The sequence below is a fragment of the Kocuria arenosa genome, assembly GCF_042879215.1.
Taxonomy (GTDB): Bacteria; Actinomycetota; Actinomycetes; order Actinomycetales; family Micrococcaceae; genus Kocuria; species Kocuria arenosa.
In genome coordinates, this window is sequence record NZ_JBHZTA010000005.1 from 1 (window position 1) to 19,868 (window position 19,868).

A 19,868-nucleotide genomic window follows, 5' to 3' on the forward strand; every position below is an offset into this window, starting at 1 on the left:
CCGTGCTGCCTCGCCGTGCTGCCTCGCCGTGCTGCCTCGCCGTGCTGCCTCGCCGTGCTGCCTCGCCGTGCCGTGCGGCGCCGTCCGCGCCGGGACGCCTCCTGCCTCGGCGCCGCGGCACGGCGCCCCGTGGGCGGGTGCCCTGCGCCGCGCCGGTCGTGCGATAAGGTCACGACGGGCCTTCCCCCGGCCCCGCCCCTCGTTGTTCCCCGTCGTTCTCCCCCCCCCCGTTCGTCCTCCCCCCGTTCCCCCTCCCGACGCCGCCCCGCGGCCGCGCCGGGGACGCTCCCCCTGGAGGTGCCCCGTGGCCACCGTGCACGCCACCGCTCCGCAACCGTCCACCGGGACCTCCGCCGGCGAGGACGCGGCGCGGCGGCGGGGAGGCCGGTACTCGGGGTTCCGCCCGGAGGTGCAGGGGCTGCGGGCGGTGGCGGTGCTGCTCGTGGTGGTCTACCACGTCTTCCTCGGCCGGGTCTCCGGCGGCGTGGACGTCTTCCTGCTGATCTCGGCGTTCTTCCTGACCCTGTCCTTCGTGCGCAAGCTCGAGGCGGGGCGGCCCCTGGCCGTCGGGCGGTACTGGCTGCACGTGTTCAAGCGCCTGCTGCCCCTGGCGGTGCTCACCATCCTGGCCACCCTCGTGCTGGTGGAGCTGTTCTACCCGGGCTACGACGCCGGTCAGTGGCGGTCCGAGGCACTGGCCTCGGTGTTCTACGCGGAGAACTGGGCGCTCGCGCTCAGCGCCGTCGACTACTACGCCGCCGACCACTCGACCGCGTCGCCGTTCCAGCACTTCTGGTCCCTGTCCGTGCAGGGACAGGTGTTCCTGCTGTGGCCGCTGGTGTTCGGGGCGGCGTGGCTGATCTCGCGGAGGACCCGGTGGAGCCCCGTGCCGGTGCTGGCGGTGTTCTTCGGGCTGGTCTTCGCGGCCTCCCTGGCGTGGTCCGTGCACAGCACGGCGGCGCAGCAGGAGTTCGCCTACTTCGACACCCGCACCCGGCTGTGGGAGTTCGCCCTCGGGTCCCTGCTGGCCCTGGCCGTGCCCTGGATCCGGCCCGGACGCGCACTGCGCGTACTGCTCGGATGGGCCGGGTTGCTGAGCATGGTCTCGGTGGGCGTGCTCGTCGACGTGCAGGGGGCGTTCCCCGGGTGGATCGCGCTGTGGCCGCTGCTCTCGGCGGCGGCGATCATCGTGTCAGGGCAGTCCGGTTCGCGGTTCGGGCTGGACCGGATCCTCGCCTCGGCGCCCCTGGTGCGGCTGGGGGACTCCGCCTACGCCCTCTACCTCCTCCACTGGCCGGTGCTGATCACCTACCTCGTGCTGCGCGACCGGCCCATGGCCGGGCCCCGCTCCGGAGTGGCCATCGTCCTGGTCTGCCTGGTGCTCGCGGTGCTGGTCACCCGGCTGGTCGAGGACCCGCTCAAGGCCTGGGCCTGGCCCGAGCGGAGCCGGCTGCGGCTGGCCGCCGTGATCGTCGTGTGCCTCGCCGCGGTCGCGGTCCCCGTGACCGCGGCCCGGGTGGCCGAGGAGCGGCGGGCCCTCGAGATCGCCGCCTCCGCCGACCGCAACAACCCCGGGGCGGCCGCCCTGCTGCCGGGCTTCCGGTACCAGGGCGACCCGGACGCCGAGACCATCCCCGTGATCACCGGGGAGCCGTACGCCAAGCCGTCGCTCGGCGAGCCCTGCCCGCCCGGCACGGGGGTCGACGAGCGCTTCCAGCAGTGGTGCTTTGACACCGTCCCGAACCCCGAGCCCTCCGCCACGATGCTGGTCATCGGCAACAGCCACGTGCACCAGTGGATCCCGGCCGTCGAGCTCCTGGCCCAGCGCAACGACTGGCGCGTGGTCACCTACATCCGCGGCAACTGCCTGTACGCCCTGCCGGAGGAGCAGGTGGCCGACCACGAGGCGTGCGCCCGCTGGCTCGAGGGCACCGACCCCGTGGTGGAGGCCGTGCACCCGGACCTGGTGCTGGTGCAGGGCACCCGCAGCACGGACGAGGACCAGGAGCAGTTCACCCCCGGGATGGAGCAGCGCATCCGCGGGCTGGCGGCGCGCGGCATCCAGGTCGTCGGGCTGCGCGACAACGCCCGGTTCGACTTCGTCCCCGCACGCTGCGCCGCGGACCACGGGGCCGACGCCGCCGAGTGCACCGCCTCCCACGTGATCCTGGGCCCGGACAGCCCGCTGGCCCCGGTGGCCGAGCTGCCGCGGGTCACGATGGTCGACATGGGGGACCTCATCTGCCCGGACGGCACCTGCGCCCCGGTCGTCGGCAACGTGTTCACGTACTGGGACAACAACCACCTCACCGTCGAGTACGTGCGGACCCTGGCGCCCCTGTTCGCGGAGCGGGTCGAGGAGGCCCTGCTCGCGGACGGGGCCGGGTTGCCCGTCGGGTCGTGAGAGCGGCCACAGCCGTCCGCCGGCCGGGGCCCGGACCGTAGAATGGTCGGAACTCCCTCGAAGCTGAAAGGCCCCACCGTGTCGGATACCGCCGTCCCCACCGCCCTGTCCGAGGACCCCTTCGGGTTCACCGGCCTGACCTACGACGACGTCCTGCTGCTGCCCGGCAACACGGACGTCATCCCGTCCGAGGCGTCGACTCGCACCCGCCTGTCCCGGCGCATCGACCTGGAGGTGCCGCTGCTGTCCGCCGCCATGGACACCGTCACCGAGTCCCCGATGGCGATCGCGATGGCCCGCCAGGGCGGCCTCGGGGTGATCCACCGCAACCTCTCGATCCAGGACCAGGCCGAGCACGTGGACCGGGTGAAGCGCAGCGAGTCCGGGATGATCACCGACCCCGTGACCATCTCCCCGGAGGCGACCCTCGAGGAGCTGGACCGGCTCTGCGGCTACTACCGGGTCTCCGGCCTGCCCGTCGTGGACGCCGAGCAGAAGCTGCTGGGCATCATCACCAACCGCGACACCCGGTACCTGCCGGAGAGCGAGTTCCCGCGGCGCCGGGTGCACGAGATCATGACGCCCATGCCCCTGATCACCGGCAAGGTCGGGATGGCGAAGGACGACGCCCACCAGCTCCTGGCGACCAACAAGATCGAGAAGCTGCCGCTCGTCGACGACGACGGCCGGCTCACGGGCCTGATCACGATCAAGGACTTCACCAAGGCCGAGCAGTACCCCCACGCCACCAAGGACGACGAGGGACGGCTGCGCGTCGGCGCCGCCGTCGGATTCTTCGGCGACGGCTTCGAGCGGGCCATGACCCTCGTCGAGGCCGGCGTGGACGCCCTGTTCATCGACACCGCCAACGGGCACTCCCAGGGCGTGCTGGACATGATCGCCCGGCTGAAGGCGGAGACGGCCGCCGCCCACGTGGACGTGATCGGGGGCCAGGCCGCCACCCGGGTGGGCGCGCAAGCGATCGTCGACGCCGGCGCGGACGCGGTGAAGGTCGGCGTGGGCCCCGGCTCGATCTGCACCACCCGCATCATCGCCGGGGTGGGCGTCCCGCAGATCACCGCGGTCAACGAGGCGGCCAAGGCAGCCATCCCCGCAGGGGTCCCCGTCATCGCCGACGGCGGGCTGCAGCACTCCGGCGAGATCGGCAAGGCCCTCGTGGCCGGCGCGGACTCCGTGATGCTCGGCTCCCTGCTGGCCGGCTGCGACGAGTCGCCGGGGGAGCTCGTGTTCGTCAACGGCAAGCAGTTCAAGACCTACCGGGGCATGGGCTCGCTGGGGGCCATGCAGTCCCGCGGCAAGAACACGTCCTTCTCCAAGGACCGCTACTTCCAGGCGGACGTCGCCAGCGACGAGAAGCTCATCCCCGAGGGCATCGAGGGCCAGGTGCCCTACCGCGGCCCGCTCTCGGCCGTGGTGCACCAGCTCGACGGCGGCCTGCGCCAGACGATGTTCTACGTGGGTGCGCACCACGTCACGGAGCTGAAGACGATCGGCCGGTTCGTGCGGATCACGTCGGCCGGGCTCAAGGAGTCCCACGCCCACGACATCACGATGACCGTCGAGGCACCCAACTACCAGCGCTGAGCGACCGTCCGCAGCACCGTTCGGAAAGGACACCATGAGCTACGACATCGAGATCGGCCGCTCCAAACGCGCCCGCCGCACCTTCTCCCTGGACGAGATCGCCCTCGTCCCCTCGCGCCGCACGCGTGATCCGCGGGACGTGTCCACGGACTGGCAGATCGACGCCTACCGGTTCTCCATCCCGTTCCTGGGCGCCCCGATGGACTCGGCGACGTCCCCGGAGACGGCCATCGCCCTCGGCCGGGCCGGCGGACTGGGCGTGCTGGACCTCGAGGGCCTGTGGACCCGCTACGAGGACCCCCAGCCGGTGCTCGACGAGATCGCGGCGCTCTCCGGCGAGGACGCCCCGGCCTCCACACGCCGGATGCAGGAGCTCTACGAGGTGCCCGTCCAGCCGGAGCTGATCACGGCCCGGCTGGCGCAGATCCGGGAGGCGGGCGTCATCGTCGCGGGGTCCCTGACGCCGCAGCGCACGGTGGAGCACTACCGCACCGTCCTGGACGCCGGCGTGGACGTCTTCGTGATCCGAGGGACCACGGTCTCCGCGGAGCACGTCTCCCGCAACCAGGAGCCGCTGGACCTCAAGAAGTTCATCTACGACCTCGACGTCCCGGTCATCGTGGGCGGCGCCGCGGGCTACACGCCCGCGCTGCACCTCATGCGCACGGGCGCGGCCGGCGTGCTCGTCGGCTTCGGCGGCGGCGCGTCCATGCGGATCCAGAACACGCTGGGGATCCACGCGGCCATGGCCACGGCGATCTCCGACGTCGCGGCCGCCCGCCGGGACTACCTCGACGAGTCCGGCGGGCGCTACGTCCACGTCATCGCCGACGGCGGCGTGGGGGTCTCCGGGGACGTCGTCAAGGCGCTCGCCATGGGCGCGGACGCCGTGATGCTCGGCACCGCGCTGGCCCGCACGGAGGAGGCGCCCGGACAGGGCTGGCACTGGGGCGCGGAGGCGCACCACGGGCAGCTGCCGCGCGGGCTCCGCACCCGTGTGGGCACCGTGGGCTCCCTGGAGGAGGTCCTCTTCGGGCCCTCCCGCCACGTGGACGGCACGTCCAACCTCGTGGGCGCGCTGCGCCGCTCGATGGCCACCACCGGGTACCTGGAGCTCAAGGAGTTCCAGCGCGCCGAGGTGGTCATCCGCGGCTGACCCGCGACCGGTCCGCGCAGGGCTCGTGCCGCCGCGCCGGCGCGGCACGGGCCCCGCACGGAACTGGCGAACGCCCAGGAAGGCGCACTAGCCTTGTCGGGTGCTCACGACCGCCCTGCGCCCCCGCTCGATCCTCGCCCTGATCGTGAGTCTCGGGCTGGCCGTCGGTTTCGTGCTGCTGAGCCAGTGGCAGCTGGAGTCGAGCGAGCAGTCCCGCACTGTCGCGGACCCCGCGAAGGACGTGGCCGTCCCGCTCACCGAGGCCGTCGAGGCCGGCGCCCCCGTGACCGCCGCGGAGGCCGACCAGCTCGTCACCGTCACCGGCGACTACCGGGACGGGTCCACCGTGCTGGTGCCCGGCCGGCTGCAGGACGGGGCGGAGGGCTGGTGGGCCGTCACCGCCCTCACCGTCCCGGGCAGCCAGGAGCTGTGGCCGGGCGCCGGCGGCGAGCTCACCCTCGCGGTGGCCCGCGGCTGGACCGCCGACCCCGCGTCCGTGCCCGAGGAGCCGGCGGGCGCCGTCGACGTCGTCGGCCGGTACCTGCCCGCCGAGGGCCCGGTGCCCGGCCAGGAGCTGCCCGCGGGTCAGGTGGGCACGGTGTCCCCGGCGCAGCTCACCAACCTCTGGGACGCCCCGCTGTGGTCCGGGTACCTGGCCGCCTTCGCCGAGAACCCCGCCGCCGCGCCGTTCCAGCTCGCCGAGGACGGGACCCTCGCCCCGGACGCCGCGCTGCTGGGGCCCGGGCTGTCCCGGCTCGACATCGACCAGCAGCCCACGGACGAGTCCGTGGACCTGCTCAACCTCTTCTACGCGGTCGAGTGGGTGGTCTTCGCCGGATTCGCCCTCTACATCTGGTGGCGGTTCGTGCGCGACGAGTGGCAGCGCGAGCAGAACCCCGAGGAGTACTTCTACTTCGAGGGGGAGTACTACTACGACGAGGCCGGCGGACGCTACTACTACTACGACCCCGAGGCGGGGGAGTACTACTGGTTCGACGACCAGCCCGGAGCCCGGGCGGGCGAGCCCAGCACCCACGACAGGACCCAGGACAGGACCGGAGCCCACCATGACTGAACCCATCCAGCCCACCCCCTCCCCGGCACCCTCGCCGAAGGAGCGCACCGACGGGGTGCGGGTCTCCCTCCCGCCGGAGGCCCGCCCCGCGGAGGCGGCGTCCCCGGGCCGCGTCCCGCGCCGGGCGGCCGCCCTGCAGCCGCGCCGCCGTTTCGGGGGCACCGAGGCCCAGATCCGCGGCGCCCTGGGCTTCTACATGGTCTGCGCCTGGATCTCCGGGACCTTCCTGCTGCTGCTCGTGGCCGAGATGATCACCCGCTACGGCCTGGGCTACGACCTCATCGCGGGCGGCACCGACCGGGCCACGGGGGAGACCGTGGCCCTCGGCTGGCAGGACCTCGAGCTCGAGAACCTCGCGGGCGGGGTCAACATCTCCACGTGGATCCTCATCGTGCACGGCTGGTTCTACGTGGTGTACCTCATCTCCTGCTTCCGGATCTGGACGCTCATGCGCTGGCCCTTCCCCCAGCTCGTGGTCATGGCCCTGGGCGGCGTGGTGCCGTTCCTGTCCTTCGTGGTGGAGCGCAAGATCCACGCCTCCACCACCGCCGAGCTGCGCGCCAACCCGAAGGCCGCGAAGCGGTACTGAGCCCGTCCCGCGCCTGGCCTAGGATGGAGGGCGTGACCGAAACAGCTGAGACCCGCACCGATCTGGAGCAGCGCCCGGTCCTGGTGGTCGACTACGGCGCGCAGTACGCGCAGCTGATCGCCCGCCGGGTCCGCGAGGCCAGTGTCTATTCCGAGATCGTCCCCCACACCTGGTCGACCGAGCAGATCCTCGCCAAGAACCCGGCGGCGATCATCCTCTCGGGCGGCCCCTCCTCCGTCTACGCCGAGGACGCGCCGCAGCAGGACGCGGCGCTGTTCGAGGCCGGGGTGCCCGTCCTGGGCATCTGCTACGGCTTCCAGGCCATGGCGCAGGCCCTCGGCGGGACCGTCGCGCACACCGGCGCCCGCGAGTACGGGGCGACCACCGCCACCGCCGTCGGCGGCCCCACGGCCTCCATCCTGGAGGGCTCCCCGGGCACCCAGACCGTGTGGATGAGCCACGGCGACTCCGTCGTCGAAGCCCCCGCCGGCTTCGAGGTCCTCGCCTCCACGGAGACCACCCCGGTGGCCGCGTTCGCCGACGACGCCCGCCGGCTCTACGGCGTGCAGTGGCACCCGGAGGTCAAGCACTCCGTGCACGGGCAGCAGGTGCTCGAGCACTTCCTCTTCGACGGCGCGCAGGTCGAGCCCAGCTGGTCGACCGGCAACATCATCGAGGAGCACGTCCAGCGGATCCGCGAGCAGGTCGGCTCCGCGTCCGTGATCTGCGGGCTCTCCGGCGGCGTGGACTCCGCCGTGGCCGCGGCCCTGGTCCAGCGGGCCGTGGGCGACCAGCTCACGTGCGTGTTCGTGGACCACGGGCTGCTGCGCGAGGGCGAGGCCGAGCAGGTCGAGCAGGACTTCGTCGCCGCGACCGGCGTCAACCTCCACGTGGCCGAGGAGAAGGAGCGCTTCCTCACCGCGCTCGCCGGCGTCACCGACCCCGAGCAGAAGCGCAAGATCATCGGCCGGGAGTTCATCCGCTCCTTCGAGGCCGCCGCGGAGGAGGTCGCCAAGAACGCCGCCCAGGAGGGCGAGCCCGTGCGCTTCCTCGTCCAGGGCACCCTCTACCCCGACGTCGTGGAGTCCGGCGGCGGGGAGGGCGCCGCCAACATCAAGAGCCACCACAACGTCGGCGGGCTGCCCGAGGACCTGCAGTTCGAGCTGGTCGAGCCCCTGCGCACCCTGTTCAAGGACGAGGTCCGCGCGGTGGGTCGCGAGCTCGGCCTGCCGCACGAGATCGTCGGCCGCCAGCCGTTCCCCGGCCCCGGGCTCGGCATCCGCATCATCGGGGAGGTCACCGAGGCGAACCTCGCGGTCCTGCGCCGGGCCGACGCCATCGCCCGCGAGGAGCTGACCCGCGCCGGGCTCGACGACGAGGTCTGGCAGATGCCGGTCGTGCTCCTGGCGGACGTGCGCTCGGTGGGCGTGCAGGGCGACGGCCGCACGTACGGGCACCCCATCGTGCTGCGGCCCGTCTCGAGCGAGGACGCGATGACCGCGGACTGGTCCCGCCTGCCCTACGATCTGCTGGCCCGAGTCTCCAACCGCATCACCAACGAGGTCGAAGAGGTCAACCGGGTGGTCCTGGACGTCACGTCCAAGCCCCCGGGCACCATCGAGTGGGAGTAGGCCCGGGGGCGGGCCCAGGGCCCGCCCCGCACGGGCGGAACACGAGCAGCCGGGGTCGAGCGGTCCGCACGGACCGCTCGACCCGTGCGTGAGCGCTGCCCGGCCCCCGGGCCGAGGCGCAGGAGGAGAACCATGTCGATCGGAGCCGACCGCACCCCCCAGGAGTCGGACACCTCCCGGGCGCAGCCCCCGCGCGTCTCGCTGCAGCCCTGGACCCGCCAGATGGACGCCTACACCGGCCCGGACACGCTGCTGGACTTCAACCAGGTCGACAACGTGTGCATCGACCTCACCGAGGCGAACTCCTCGGGCCAGGCGCAGCTGCTCATGGGCCGCCCCACCCGCCTGTCCACGATCGTGCACGACCCCGAGGCCTACGGGCACGCCGCCCGCGCCGCCCGGTCGCTGCGCACCAAGACCCACGAGCTGTCGGTCAACCACGGGCTGGACGCCGCGTACCTCGCCGCCGGCACCGCGTCCTGGCTCGCCCGGCCCAGGGGCTCGGACCCGACCGGCGCCGGCCAGCGCCGCTGGATCGCCCCCGTCCTGCTCGCGCCCCTCGCCCTGAAGCCGCGCCCGGACCTCGACGACTTCGAGCTCCAGCTCGTCGGCCCCGCCCGGCTCAACCCCGCCATGGTCCGCCGGCTGGCCGCGGACCACGGCGTGGACCTGACCTCCGGCGAGCTCGCCCGGCTCGCCTACGGCACCCGGCGGCTCGACCCGGCCCCCGCCCTCGAGACGCTGCGCACCCTCGCCGGGGCGGTGCCCGGGATGCACGTCGAGCACAAGCTGCTCGTCTCCACGTTCGCGGACCTGCACGACCGTCCCGCCGACCTGTCGGTCGTGGCCCGCACCGCGCTGGTGCGGGACCTCGCCCGGCTCAAGGACTCCGCGGTCGGCCGGATCCCCCAGGTCGAGGAGATCACGGACGACGCGCCCCCGCTGGACCAGCGCGACCCCGCCGACGAGCTGCTGCTGCTCGACGCCGACGGCCCCCAGCAGGAGGTCCTCGACCTCGCCGCGCGGGGACACTCCTTCGTGGTGACCGCGGCCCCCGGCACCGGTCAGCTGGACACCGCCGTGAACACGGTGGGCACCCTCGTGGCGGCCGGCCGGACCGTCCTGGTCCTGGGCGAGCGGCGCACCACGCTCGCCGCGTTCGGGCGGCGGATGGACGGGCTGGGCCTGGGCACCGCCGTCCTGCCGCTGTCCTCCCAGCTCAGCGACGCCGACGTGGCCCAGCAGCTCGTCCGGGCGGTGGCCCGCAACGAGCGCGCCGAGCGCCCCGACCTCGCCGAGCTGCACGAGACGCTGCGCACCAGCCGGGACCAGCTCGCCGAGCACGTGCGGTCCCTGCACACCGTCCGGCCGCGGTGGTCCGTCTCCCCGTACCGGGCCGTGCAGGCGCTCGCCGAGCTGACCTCCCGCCGGCCGGCGCCCGCCACGGCCGTGCGCTTCCCGCGCTCGGTGCTCGACGCCGTCACGGCACGGGGCGACGTCGTCGCCCGGCTCGAGCGCGCCGCCGAGCTCGGGGCCTTCGACGCCGGCACCCTGGCGGGGCCCTGGACCGGGGCGCGCCTGGTCAACGAGGACGAGGCCCGGCAGGCGCACCGGCTCGCCCAGTCCCTGCTGCTGGAGCTGACCACCCTCGAGACCGGGATGCGGCACGTCCTGGCCACCAGCGGGCTGCGCGCCGGCACGACCGTGCCCGAGTGGGGCCGGCAGCTGCGCCTGCTGCAGGAGGTCCAGGACTCCCTCACCCGCTTCACCCCCGACATCTTCGACCGGCCCGTGACGGACCTGGTCGCCGCGACCGCCGGGTCCGCCTGGCGGCGGGAGCAGGGAATCGAGATGACCGGGCTGCAGCGCTCACGGCTGCGCAAGGCCGCGAAGGAGTACATCCGGCACGGGGTGCACCTCTCGGACCTGCACAGCGCCCTGCTGCGCGTGCAGTCGGAGCGGGAGCGGTGGCGGGAGTGGGCCACCTCGTCCAAGCACCCGGTCGTCTCCGAGCGGGTCGAGGAGCTCGCGGCGGTGCAGGCCCGCTTCGTGGAGGACCTCGAGGGCCTGGCCATCGCCCTCGAGGGCTCGCCCACCGGCGACGACCTCCTGGGACAGCCGATCGACCGGCTGCGCGAGACCCTGGACGAGCTCATCAACGACGAGGAGAACCTCGCCGTGCTGCCCGAGCGCACCGTCCTGCTCGACGAGCTGCGCGGCCAGGGCCTCGGCGAGCTCGTGGACGACCTCGTCCGGCGCACCGTGCCCCGCGCGGAGGTCCCCGGGGAGTTCGACCTCGCTTGGTGGCAGTCCACGCTCGAGGCCATGATCACCGGGGACGACTTCCTGGCGATGCCCGAGGGCCACACCCTGCGCAAGGTGGAGTCCGTGTTCCGCCGCGCCGACGCCGCGCACGTGGCCTCCGGCGCCGGCCGCCTCCTGTGGGAGCTCGCCGACCGCTGGCAGCGCACCGTGCGGCGCTCCCCGCGCGCGGCGGCCGCCCTGCGCCGGATGCTCCGGGCCGACGCCGCCCCGCTCGAGGAGGTCAGCGCCTCCGCGGGCGAACTGATCGGCTCGCTGGTGCCCGTCTGGACGGCCAGTCCGCTGGTGCTCTCCGCGGCGCTGCCCGAGGACCACGACTTCGACGCCGTGGTGGTGCTGGACGCCGAGAGCTCCCCGCTCGCGGCGGTGCTGCCGGCGCTGACCCGGTGCCGGCAGGTCATCGCGTTCGGGGACCCGCACCTGGGCCGGCCGCAGCCGTTCACGGTGGCGCCCACCGCGGTCCCCGCCCCGGGCGCCCAGCCGGTGGTCGAGGTGGACAGCGCCTTCGACGCCCTCTCCCGCGTGGTGCCGGAACGGACGCTGCGGACCGTGTACCGGTCCATGGACGAGCAGGTCTTCCGCCACCTCAACGAGCAGTTCTACGGCGGACGCCTGAGCAGGCTCCCGCACGGCGAGTCCGTCGCCGGGGCGACCCCCGTCCTCGACGTCGAGTACGTCCCGGACGGCGTGGGCGCCCTGACCGCCGGGATCGAGGGCATCCAGGCGCCCGCCGCCGAGGTGCGGCGCGTCGTGGAGCTCGTCTTCGAGCACGCGGCCCGCCACCCGCGCCGGTCCCTGGCCGTGGTCACGGCCAGCGCCGTGCACGCCGCCCGGATCGCGCAGGCCGTCCGGCAGCGGATGCGCGAGGAGCCCGCCGCCGCGGCCTTCTTCGCCCCGGGACCGGAGTCCTTCCGGGTCGTCGATTTGCACCGGGCGGCGGGCATCGTGCGGGACACCGTCATCTTCTCGCTGGGCTTCGGCAAGACGGCCAACGGGCGGACCGTGCCGTACCTCGGCGCGCTGTCCGAGCGGCACGGCCGCCAGCACTTCGTGCTCGGCATGACCCGGGCCCGCCACACCACCCGCATCGTGACCTCCCTGCACCCGGGGGAGATGGAGGGCAAGGGCCTCCAGCACGGGGCCCGGGACTTCGCCCGCGTGCTCGCCGCGCACCTCGGCGGCCCGCCCCCGGAGGAGGAGGAGGGCGCCCGGGACACCCACGACGACGCCCTGGTGGTCGACCTCGCCCGCAGGCTCGCGGAGCGCGGGGCCTCGGTGCGGCTGGACTACGCGGGCGTCCTCGACCTGGTCGCGTGGGCCGGTACGGAGTCGCTGTCCGCGGGGGCCGTGGTGCCGGGCCGCGCCCGCGACGAGGACCGGCCGCTGCGGATCCCCGTGGCCGGGCAGTCCGACGGGTCGGCGGAGAACGCCGCCCTGTCCGTGCGGGAGCGCTCGCGGCTGCGGCCCCAGCAGCTCGAGCGCACCGGCTGGAACTACCTCACGCTGTGGACCATCGAGGTCTTCACCGACCCGGACACCGTCGCCGAGCTGATCCGGCGCTATCTCGGACTGCCCGGCGGCGGCGCCCAGGGCGGCACCGGTGGCGGCTGAGCCGGGCCGGCCGCCCGCCGGGGCACCCGTGCCGGCCGAGCCGGGCCGCACGCCCGCCGGGGCACCCGTGCACGCTGAGCACGATCGCACACCCGGGCCGGACGTGCCCGCGGCCCCGCGCCCCCGCGGGCGGGGGCCGCGGCGGGCCACCGGGGGCACGTTCACCGGGGCGGAGCCGCGCCTGGCTGGCCTGGACGCACGGGCGCCCGGGACGGACGAGGACGCAGTGGACGGGGCCGGGGAACGGGCGCACGAGGAGTGGCTCAGGGCGCAGCGGCCTCCGCACTGGGACTGACGGGCGCCGGGACGAGGACCACGGTGGTGCGCCCGGTGCCGCCGGTGCCCGCGAGCTGCGCGGCGCCCTCGTGCGGGGCCCCCACCACCATCAGTCCCTCCTCCTCGGACGCCGCGGGCCCCGCGAGGAGGCCGCCGTCCCCGCCGGGCCCGCCGGAGGAGACCCACAGCACGGGCAGGCCCCGGCCCAGGACGTGGCGGTCGCCCGGTGCCGCGCCGTCGGGCAGGTGGACGACGTCCACGTGGTCGCCCGCGCGCACGTGCCGCAGCACGCCGGGATCGTCGATGCGCAGCGTCACCGCCGTGACGCCCTCGGCCTGACCCGTCAGCAGGCCCGGTCCCACGAGGGCGGTCTCCGTCAGCGGCTGCCCGGGGCCCGCGGCGCCCGCGAGGACGCGCCCGGCCAGCTCCGCGGGATCGGCGACGGCGCCCTCCGGCGCCAGCCGGTGCGGATAGGCCGCCACCGCGAGCTGCTCCGGGGAGACCACGGTGCCCGCGGGCAGCGCGTCGGCGGCGGTCACCACCGGCACCGTCCTGGCCTGGGGCGGTTCGAGCCGCAGGACCACCAGGCCCACGGCGACGCCGAGGAGCAGGGCGGCCGCCAGCCGGCGGCGCCGGGACAGCACCGAGCGCAGGTGCAGGGACAGCGGGTAGCGGCGTCGGACGGTCCGGGGGCGTCGGCTCATGCGCCGCACGCTACGGGCCGGGCGTCCCGGACCGGGGTGCGCCCGGGGTGCCTGGGGAGGGCCGGGAGCCGGTGCCCGGGACGATTCTCCTGTGCAGTCCGGACGCCGGGACGACGTCCGGGACCGGCTCAGTCGGAGGACCCGCCCGCGGTCGTGGAGGCGGACGGCGACGAGGAGGCGCCTGCGCCCGCGGTGGCCGGGGCCGCGGTCTTCGTGGCGGTGGTCGCCGGCGCGGTCCCGGCGGCGTCGGACGTGGAGACGCCCGAGTCCGCGCCGCCGGAGCGCGAGTCGTTGCGGTAGAAGCCGGAGCCCTTGAACACCACGCCCACCGTGTTGAACTTCTTGCGCAGGCCCCCGTCGCACTCCGGGCAGACGGTCAGGGCGTCCTCGCTGAACGACTGGCGGATGTCGAACGCGTGGCCGCAGTCCTTGCAGGCGTAGGCGTAGACGGGCATGGATCCTCCTGGGAAGGGTCGACGAGTGCGCTCGCTGGCACTCGAAGGGGTCGACTGCCGATTCTACCGCGTTCCCGGCGCCGGGCCGGCGGGCCCGTCCAGGCGCACGGTCCCGTTCTCCGTGAGGGCCAGCGGCACGGGTGCGTCGAGCTCCTCGACCGGCACGGTCCCGGCCGGGAGGACCTCGTCGGCGAAGACGCACACCGCGGTGCGCAGCTCCGGGTGCGCCGTGCGCGGCAGCGCGGCGAGGAAGCGGTCGTAGTAGCCGCCGCCGAAGCCCAGCCGCGCGCCGTCGGGCGCCACGGCGAGCGCGGGCACCAGCAGCAGACCCACCGCATGCATCACCTCGGGGCCGTGCCGGGCGCCGACGGGCTCGCGCAGTCCGCCGGCGCCGCCGGTCCGCACGGCGGTGCCCGGCGTCCACCGCGCCCACGAGAGCCGGCGCCCGGGCTCGCACACGGGCACCCAGATCCGGTGGCCGCGGTGATGGGCGGTGACGAGGGCGGGCTCGAGGGGTGGTTCCGTGGCCAGCGGGAGGTACGCGGCGACGTCGAGGTGCGGGCGGTCGGCCAGCAGCTCCGCGAGGTGCCGGTCGAACGCGACGGCGGCGTGCTCCCGGGCGGCCCGGGAGCGCCGCGCACGGGCCGCCATCAGCTCCCGGCGCAACCGGGCCTTCGCCTCGGCGGGGCCACGGGGGTCGGTCATCGTCGTGTCCGTTCCTGTCCGGCGATCGGGTGCGGGGGAGGCGCCCCGGACGCGCCGGCCCTCCCGGGCCGGTGGTGCGAGGCTAGCCGCGTACTGCCGCGGCGAGCAACCGTGCCCGGCCGGGAATCCGCTGGCCCGCGCCCCCGATCCGTTAGCCTGAGCCCATGAGTGGAAACAGCAACCCCCGGACGGTCCGGAAGGCCGTCATCCCCGCCGCCGGGCTCGGCACCCGGTTCCTGCCCGCGACGAAGGCCATGCCCAAGGAGATGCTGCCGGTCGTGGACCGCCCGGCCATCCAGTACGTGGTCCAGGAGGCGGTCGACGCCGGCCTCCAGGACGTGCTGATGATCACCGGGCGCTCGAAGCGGGCCCTGGAGGACCACTTCGACCGCGTGCCGGCCCTGGAGCACCAGCTCGAGGAGTCCGGCAAGTTCGAGCTGCTCCGGGAGGTCGAGCACGCCTCCGAGCTCGGCGAGATCCACTACCTGCGCCAGGCGGACCCCAAGGGCCTGGGCCACGCGGTGCTGCGCGCCAAGATCCACATCGGTGACGAGCCCTTCGCGGTGCTGCTGGGCGACGACCTGATCGACGCCCGCGACGACCTGCTCACCGAGATGATCGCGGTGCAGGAGCGCACCGGCGGCGCCGTCGTGGCGCTCATGGAGGTCCCGCAGGAGCAGATCAGCGCCTACGGCTGCGCCGACGTCACCGCCGTGGCGGGCGAGGAGTACGTGCGGATCAACGGGCTCGTCGAGAAGCCGTCGCCGGAGGAGGCGCCCTCCAACCTGGCGATCATCGGCCGCTACGTGCTGCCGCCGGAGGTCTTCGAGGTGCTCGAGAACACTGCGCCGGGGCGCGGGAACGAGATCCAGCTCACCGACGCGCTGCAGACCCTCGCCCAGCGCGAGGGCGAGGGCGGCGGGGTCTACGGCGTGGTGTTCAAGGGCCGTCGCTACGACACCGGTGACAAGCTCAGCTACCTCAAGGCCAACATCATCCTGGCCTCGGAGCGCGAGGATCTCGGGCCCGAGCTGTGCGAGTGGCTCAGGGAGTACACCCGGACCCTGCCGGTCGGCTGAGAGGCCGCGCTCCTGTGGCCGGACCGTTCCGGTGGCCCGTCACCGTCTCCTGGGGAGACCTCCGGCTGCGCCCGCTGGCCCGGGGGGATCGCCGGGAGTGGGACGTCGTGCGCGCCCGCAACCGGGACTGGCTCGACCCCTGGGAGGCCACGAACCCAGCAGCCGGCGGGGCGCCGCCCACGTTCGGGCAGTTCGTGCGCACCCTCGACCAGCAGGCCCGGCAGGGCACAGCCCTGCCCTTCGTGATCACGGAGCGGGTCCCGGGGACGGAGCGGTTCGGTCTCGTCGGTCAGCTGACCGTCTCCGGGATCTCGTGGGGGTCGTTCCTGTCCGCGACCCTGGGCTACTGGGTGGATCGGGACCAGGCGGGGCGCGGCGTGGCCCCCATGGCGGTGGCCATGGCCACCGACTACTGCTTCCAGGGCCTCGGGCTGCACCGGATGGAGATCAACATCCGGCCGGAGAACTCCAAGTCCCTGCGGGTGGTGGAGAAGCTCGGATTCCGGGACGAAGGGCTGCGCAAGAACTTCCTGCACATCGACGGGCGCTGGACGGACCACCGCAGCTTCGCGCTCACCGCGCCCGAGGCGCCCGAGGGGCTCGTCCGCCGGTTCACGGGATCGGACAGCTCCGCCGTGTGGCAGTGACCGGACCGGGCGTGTCCACAGGGATACCCACAGGCGCGCCCCCGCGGTAGTAGGCTGTCCCTCACGGCCCGAGCCCGGGCCCCGGACACGCCGGCGCAGCGCGCCGGCGGCTTCTGTCCGCTCGATCCAGCGACCACGAAGGCAGGACCGCGACCATGATCTGGGTGAGCAGCTCGGCCGTGCTGGTCGTGGTGTGCGCGCTGTCGCTGGTCTGGGTCGTGCCACGGCTGCAGCGCCGCCGGGAGGCCCCCGTCGAGGCGCAGGTCGAGCTCGCCGGCACCGGTCCCGCCCCCGACCGCCCCACCGCCCCGATCGAGCAGTCCTCATCCGCGTCCCGCCGACGAAGGAACATCATGGCGACCACCGACACCGTCCCCCGGCCCGCCGACGGCGACCCCGGACGCTCCGGCAGAGAGCCCCTGCGCATCAGGCGGGACCGCGCCGGGATCCTCCTCGCCGGGTGCGCCGCCCTCCTGGCCGCACTCGTCACCGCCGTCGTCGCCCCGTTCTCCGCCGCGGTGAGCTGGCCGTGGCCCGTGTTCCTGCTGCTCCTCGGCACCGGCTCCGTCCTGGCCCTGCGCTATCTGGCCGTCCAGGAGCGGGCCGCCCGTCGCGCGTCGCGCCCGGCGGTCCGGACGCCGGAGGCGGAGCCGCACGCGCCCCGGGAGGACGTCGCCCTGTTCGACAACGAGCACGCCGTGGCGGTGGAGGTCCGCGAGCAGTCGCGCCAGGCCGCCGAGGACCTCGACCTGCCCGCCCCCGAGGAGCAGCCTCGGATGCCCGCCCCGGCGACCTTCACGGTCGAGGAGCTGCGGGCCGAGGCGCTCCGCGTGGCCCGAGAGTCCGCCCCCGCCTCCCCGGCCCGCACCTGGGAGCCGGTGCCCGTGCCGCGGCCGACGTACGCCGAGGCGCCCGTGGTCCAGCGCCCGGAACCGGAGCCGCTGCCGGTGCCGGAGCAGCCCGCCGCCCGCTCCGCGAGTCTCAAGGACGCCGTGCGCACGGGCGAGGAGCAGGGCCGCGCCGCCCTCGACCTCGACGACGTCCTCAAGCGCCGCCGCGCCTGAGCGCACGCTCCGCCCGGCCCGGTCGACCGGGCCGCACGATCCGCCGCACACCCCCTCCGGGGCGTGCGGCGGTTCGCGTTCCAGGGGGCCGAGCGCCGTCCCGGTATCATCACCGCAACGGCCGGCCGCCGGTTCCGGCGGCCGGTGGCCCCGACCAGGAGGACACCCATGACCGCCGTCGCCCACCGCGAGGTCGAGCGCAAGTACGAGTTCCCGGAGGGCGCCGAGGCCCGAGTGGACTGGAGCGCGCTGGAGGGGTGCACCGTCTCGGCCGAGCCCGTGGAGCACCGCATGGAGGCCGTCTACCACGACACCCCGGACATGGCCCTGGGCCGGCGGCTCGTCGCACTGCGCCGGCGCCGGGGCGGGGCCGACGACGGGTGGCACGTGAAGTTCCACGGCCCGGACGGACGCCACGAGCTGCAGGTGCCGCTGCTGCGCACGCCCGACCGGATGCCCGCGTCCGTGCGGAACCTCCTCGCCGGGCTGACCGGGGGGCAGGAGCTGCGCCCGGTCGCGACCCTCCGCACCGTCCGGAAGGTGCACCTGATCAGCGACAGCACGGGCATGGACGTCGCCGAGCTCGCCGTGGACGTCGTCGAGGCCGTCGACGAGCGCACCGGGACGGCGCGGTCCTGGTCGGAGTGGGAGGTCGAGCTCCTCGACGGCACGGCGCCGGCGGAGCGCCAGGAGCAGATCTTCGCCGCGGTCGAGGCCGTGGTCTTCGCGGCCGGCGGGAAGCCGTCGACCTCCCGGGCGAAGATCGCCCGTGCGCTCGGCGAGGAGGACGACGACGCCCCGGCGGAGCCCGGCCGGAAGCAGGAGGACGACAAACAGCAGCAGGACGAGAGCGGGCAGAAGAAGGGCAAGAAGGACAAGAAGGACAAGAAGGGGGCGAAGGCGGGCAAGGTGGCCGGGCCGGACATGCTGCGCGCGGTGCTGGGGGAGCTCGCGGAGCAGCTGGTGCTCTGGGACTTCGAGGTCCGTCTCGACGTGCCGGACGCGGTGCACCAGATGCGCGTGACGTCCCGCTCCCTGCGCAGCGTGCTCAGGGCGGCCAGGCCGTTCTTCGACGGCGACGCGGCGGAGGAGCTGGACGCCAGGTTGCGCGAGCTCGCCCGGACGCTGTCCGCGGCGCGGGACGCGGAGGTCACCGCGGAGCTGCTGACCGGTCGTGTCGAGGCCCTCGACGGCCGGGTGGGGCCGGCCGCGGCGGAGAGCCTGCGGCAACGGGCGGAGGAGCAGGCGCGGACGGCGGCCACGAGGGTGCGCCGGCACGTCACGGGGCAGGAGCACCTGCGGCTCCTGGCGGACGTCCAGGGCTTCGCGGCCGCTCCGCCCCTGACCGAGGAGTGCGCCCGGCTCTCGGGGCGCGAGGTCTCCGACGCACTGGTGGACCGGGCCCTGCGGAAGGTGGTGCGCGTGGCCGAGCGCGGCCCCGGGACGGAGCAGGCCGGCGGAACCGGCGCGGAGCATCGGCTGGAGCACCTGCACGACGTCCGCAAGGCCGTCAAGCGCGTGCGCTACGTCGACGCCGTCCTGGGCCGGACCGGGCTCCGGCCGGGCAAGCGGCTGCGGCGCGCGGCCCGGGACGCGGAGGACTACCAGGACGAGCTGGGCCGGGTCATGGACGCCGCGGTGGTGGAGCGGTGGCTCGCGGGCACCGCTGCCGCCCTCGGGCGCTCGGGCGAGGACCGCTACGCCGTGGGGGCGCTGCACGGCGCCGAGGTCGTCCGGCTGCGCGCCGGGACCGACGGCGGGGCGGACGTGGTCGAAGTGCTCCTGTCCCAGCTGCGCGAGGACCTCGCCTGAGCGGTGCTCCGGGGGGCACCGCGCGGACGTGTCCGGAGGGGGCTCCGGCGGGGCCCGCCGCCACCCGCGGAGGAGTCCAGGCCCATCCGCTGCGGGTGCGGCGGCGGACCAGCTCGGTTCCGACGGAGTCGGCATGCCCGGGCAACGGACACGTGACGACGACGGTCGCAGTCGAGGGCCCGTTCCGTGCTGCTGTTCGTTTCCCGGCCCGGACTCGACTGCCCGATCGGCCCGAGAGGACGGCCGCCGGGAAAGCTTCCAGCACCTGAGGAGTGCGTGATGACCGAGCTCAACCACCCGGACAGGTCGACCTCGTACGGGAGCTCCTTCGTGGTGTCCCGCCGCGGTCTGTTGACGGCCGGCACCGCGGTGGCCTCCGTCGTCGCGGTCGGAGCCTTGCCGACGAGGGCTGCGGCCGCTCCCGACGCCGACGGTGTCATCTCCGGGATCGAGGCCGACGGGGACCTGCTGTGGTACCGCCACGAGGGGCGCCACAACGGCACGCCGCGCTGGGCCAACAGAGGCCGGGGGCGCAAGGTCGGCAACGGGTGGAACTTCGAGCACGTGTTCTACGAGAACTAGCGGGCGCAGCACCTCGAACGCCTCCGCGCCGGGCGCACGGGGGTGCGGGGGCGCCGGAGGACAAGGACGTCCGGGCGGATCGACGGGCTGTCCGCACCACCTGCCCATAAGAAAGGCCCCCACTCGGCATCGTGCCGAGTGGGGGCCTTCC

General features: G+C 74.6%; 15 protein-coding genes. 12 read left to right on the forward strand and 3 right to left on the reverse strand.

Annotated features, from left to right (window positions below; all coding sequences use genetic code 11):
• The first annotated feature begins 304 nt into the window (after positions 1-304).
• The 7 genes from ACFYE3_RS09770 to ACFYE3_RS09800 all read left to right on the forward strand — a co-directional run bounded on the left by ACFYE3_RS09770 (position 305) and on the right by ACFYE3_RS09800 (position 12,393).
• Positions 305-2,404, forward strand: a complete 2,100-nt coding sequence (locus ACFYE3_RS09770) for an acyltransferase family protein (RefSeq protein WP_387608521.1) — start codon at positions 305-307, stop codon at positions 2,402-2,404.
• 42 nt (positions 2,405-2,446) lie between these two features.
• Positions 2,447-4,009 carry an IMP dehydrogenase gene (guaB, locus tag ACFYE3_RS09775; protein ID WP_387608523.1) on the forward strand — a complete coding sequence of 521 codons (1,563 nt, stop codon included), beginning with the start codon at positions 2,447-2,449 and terminating at the stop codon, positions 4,007-4,009.
• A 34-nt stretch (positions 4,010-4,043) separates the two neighbouring features.
• Positions 4,044-5,165: a GuaB3 family IMP dehydrogenase-related protein gene (locus tag ACFYE3_RS09780; protein WP_387608524.1), complete on the forward strand. Its 1,122-nt coding sequence runs from the start codon at positions 4,044-4,046 to the stop codon at positions 5,163-5,165.
• Between the two features lie 100 nt (positions 5,166-5,265).
• Entirely contained in the window at positions 5,266-6,240 is a 975-nt protein-coding gene (locus tag ACFYE3_RS09785) for an SURF1 family protein (protein WP_387608526.1), read from the forward strand.
• Positions 6,233-6,829 (forward strand): DUF3817 domain-containing protein, encoded by a 597-nt coding sequence (locus ACFYE3_RS09790; RefSeq protein ID WP_387608528.1) that lies wholly within the window; start codon positions 6,233-6,235, stop codon positions 6,827-6,829. Before ACFYE3_RS09785 ends, ACFYE3_RS09790 begins: the two co-directional genes overlap by 8 nt.
• Positions 6,830-6,852: 23 nt before the next feature.
• Complete coding sequence (guaA, locus tag ACFYE3_RS09795) at positions 6,853-8,460, forward strand: glutamine-hydrolyzing GMP synthase (protein WP_387608530.1); 1,608 nt, start codon at positions 6,853-6,855, stop codon at positions 8,458-8,460.
• Between the two features lie 132 nt (positions 8,461-8,592).
• On the forward strand, positions 8,593-12,393 hold the full coding sequence (locus ACFYE3_RS09800) for a hypothetical protein (protein WP_387608532.1): 3,801 nt from the start codon (positions 8,593-8,595) through the stop codon (positions 12,391-12,393).
• A 263-nt stretch (positions 12,394-12,656) separates the two neighbouring features.
• Here the strand turns inward: ACFYE3_RS09800 and ACFYE3_RS09805 are convergent, their stop codons facing one another.
• The 3 genes from ACFYE3_RS09805 to ACFYE3_RS09815 all read right to left on the reverse strand — a co-directional run bounded on the left by ACFYE3_RS09805 (position 12,657) and on the right by ACFYE3_RS09815 (position 14,533).
• On the reverse strand, positions 12,657-13,373 hold the full coding sequence (locus ACFYE3_RS09805; protein WP_387608534.1) for an SAF domain-containing protein: 717 nt from the start codon (positions 13,371-13,373) through the stop codon (positions 12,657-12,659).
• A gap of 128 nt (positions 13,374-13,501) precedes the next feature.
• Entirely contained in the window at positions 13,502-13,828 is a 327-nt protein-coding gene (locus ACFYE3_RS09810; protein WP_387608537.1) for an FmdB family zinc ribbon protein, read from the reverse strand.
• Positions 13,829-13,891: 63 nt separating this feature from the next.
• Positions 13,892-14,533, reverse strand: coding sequence for a 5-formyltetrahydrofolate cyclo-ligase (locus tag ACFYE3_RS09815; protein ID WP_387608538.1), 642 nt, complete (start codon positions 14,531-14,533; stop codon positions 13,892-13,894).
• 164 nt (positions 14,534-14,697) lie between these two features.
• Between ACFYE3_RS09815 and galU the strand changes: the two genes are divergently transcribed.
• From galU to ACFYE3_RS09840, 5 genes are all read left to right on the forward strand, one after another.
• A complete protein-coding gene (gene galU, locus ACFYE3_RS09820) occupies positions 14,698-15,612 on the forward strand; it encodes a UTP--glucose-1-phosphate uridylyltransferase GalU (RefSeq protein WP_387608540.1) in 915 nt (304 codons plus the stop codon).
• 14 nt (positions 15,613-15,626) lie between these two features.
• On the forward strand, positions 15,627-16,259 hold the full coding sequence (locus ACFYE3_RS09825) for a GNAT family N-acetyltransferase (RefSeq protein ID WP_387608542.1): 633 nt from the start codon (positions 15,627-15,629) through the stop codon (positions 16,257-16,259).
• A gap of 155 nt (positions 16,260-16,414) precedes the next feature.
• A complete protein-coding gene (locus tag ACFYE3_RS09830) occupies positions 16,415-17,323 on the forward strand; it encodes a hypothetical protein (protein WP_387608544.1) in 909 nt (302 codons plus the stop codon).
• A gap of 168 nt (positions 17,324-17,491) precedes the next feature.
• Complete coding sequence (locus ACFYE3_RS09835) at positions 17,492-19,135, forward strand: CYTH and CHAD domain-containing protein (RefSeq protein ID WP_387608546.1); 1,644 nt, start codon at positions 17,492-17,494, stop codon at positions 19,133-19,135.
• A 279-nt stretch (positions 19,136-19,414) separates the two neighbouring features.
• Entirely contained in the window at positions 19,415-19,717 is a 303-nt protein-coding gene (locus tag ACFYE3_RS09840) for a hypothetical protein (protein WP_387608549.1), read from the forward strand.
• Positions 19,718-19,868 lie beyond the last annotated feature (151 nt).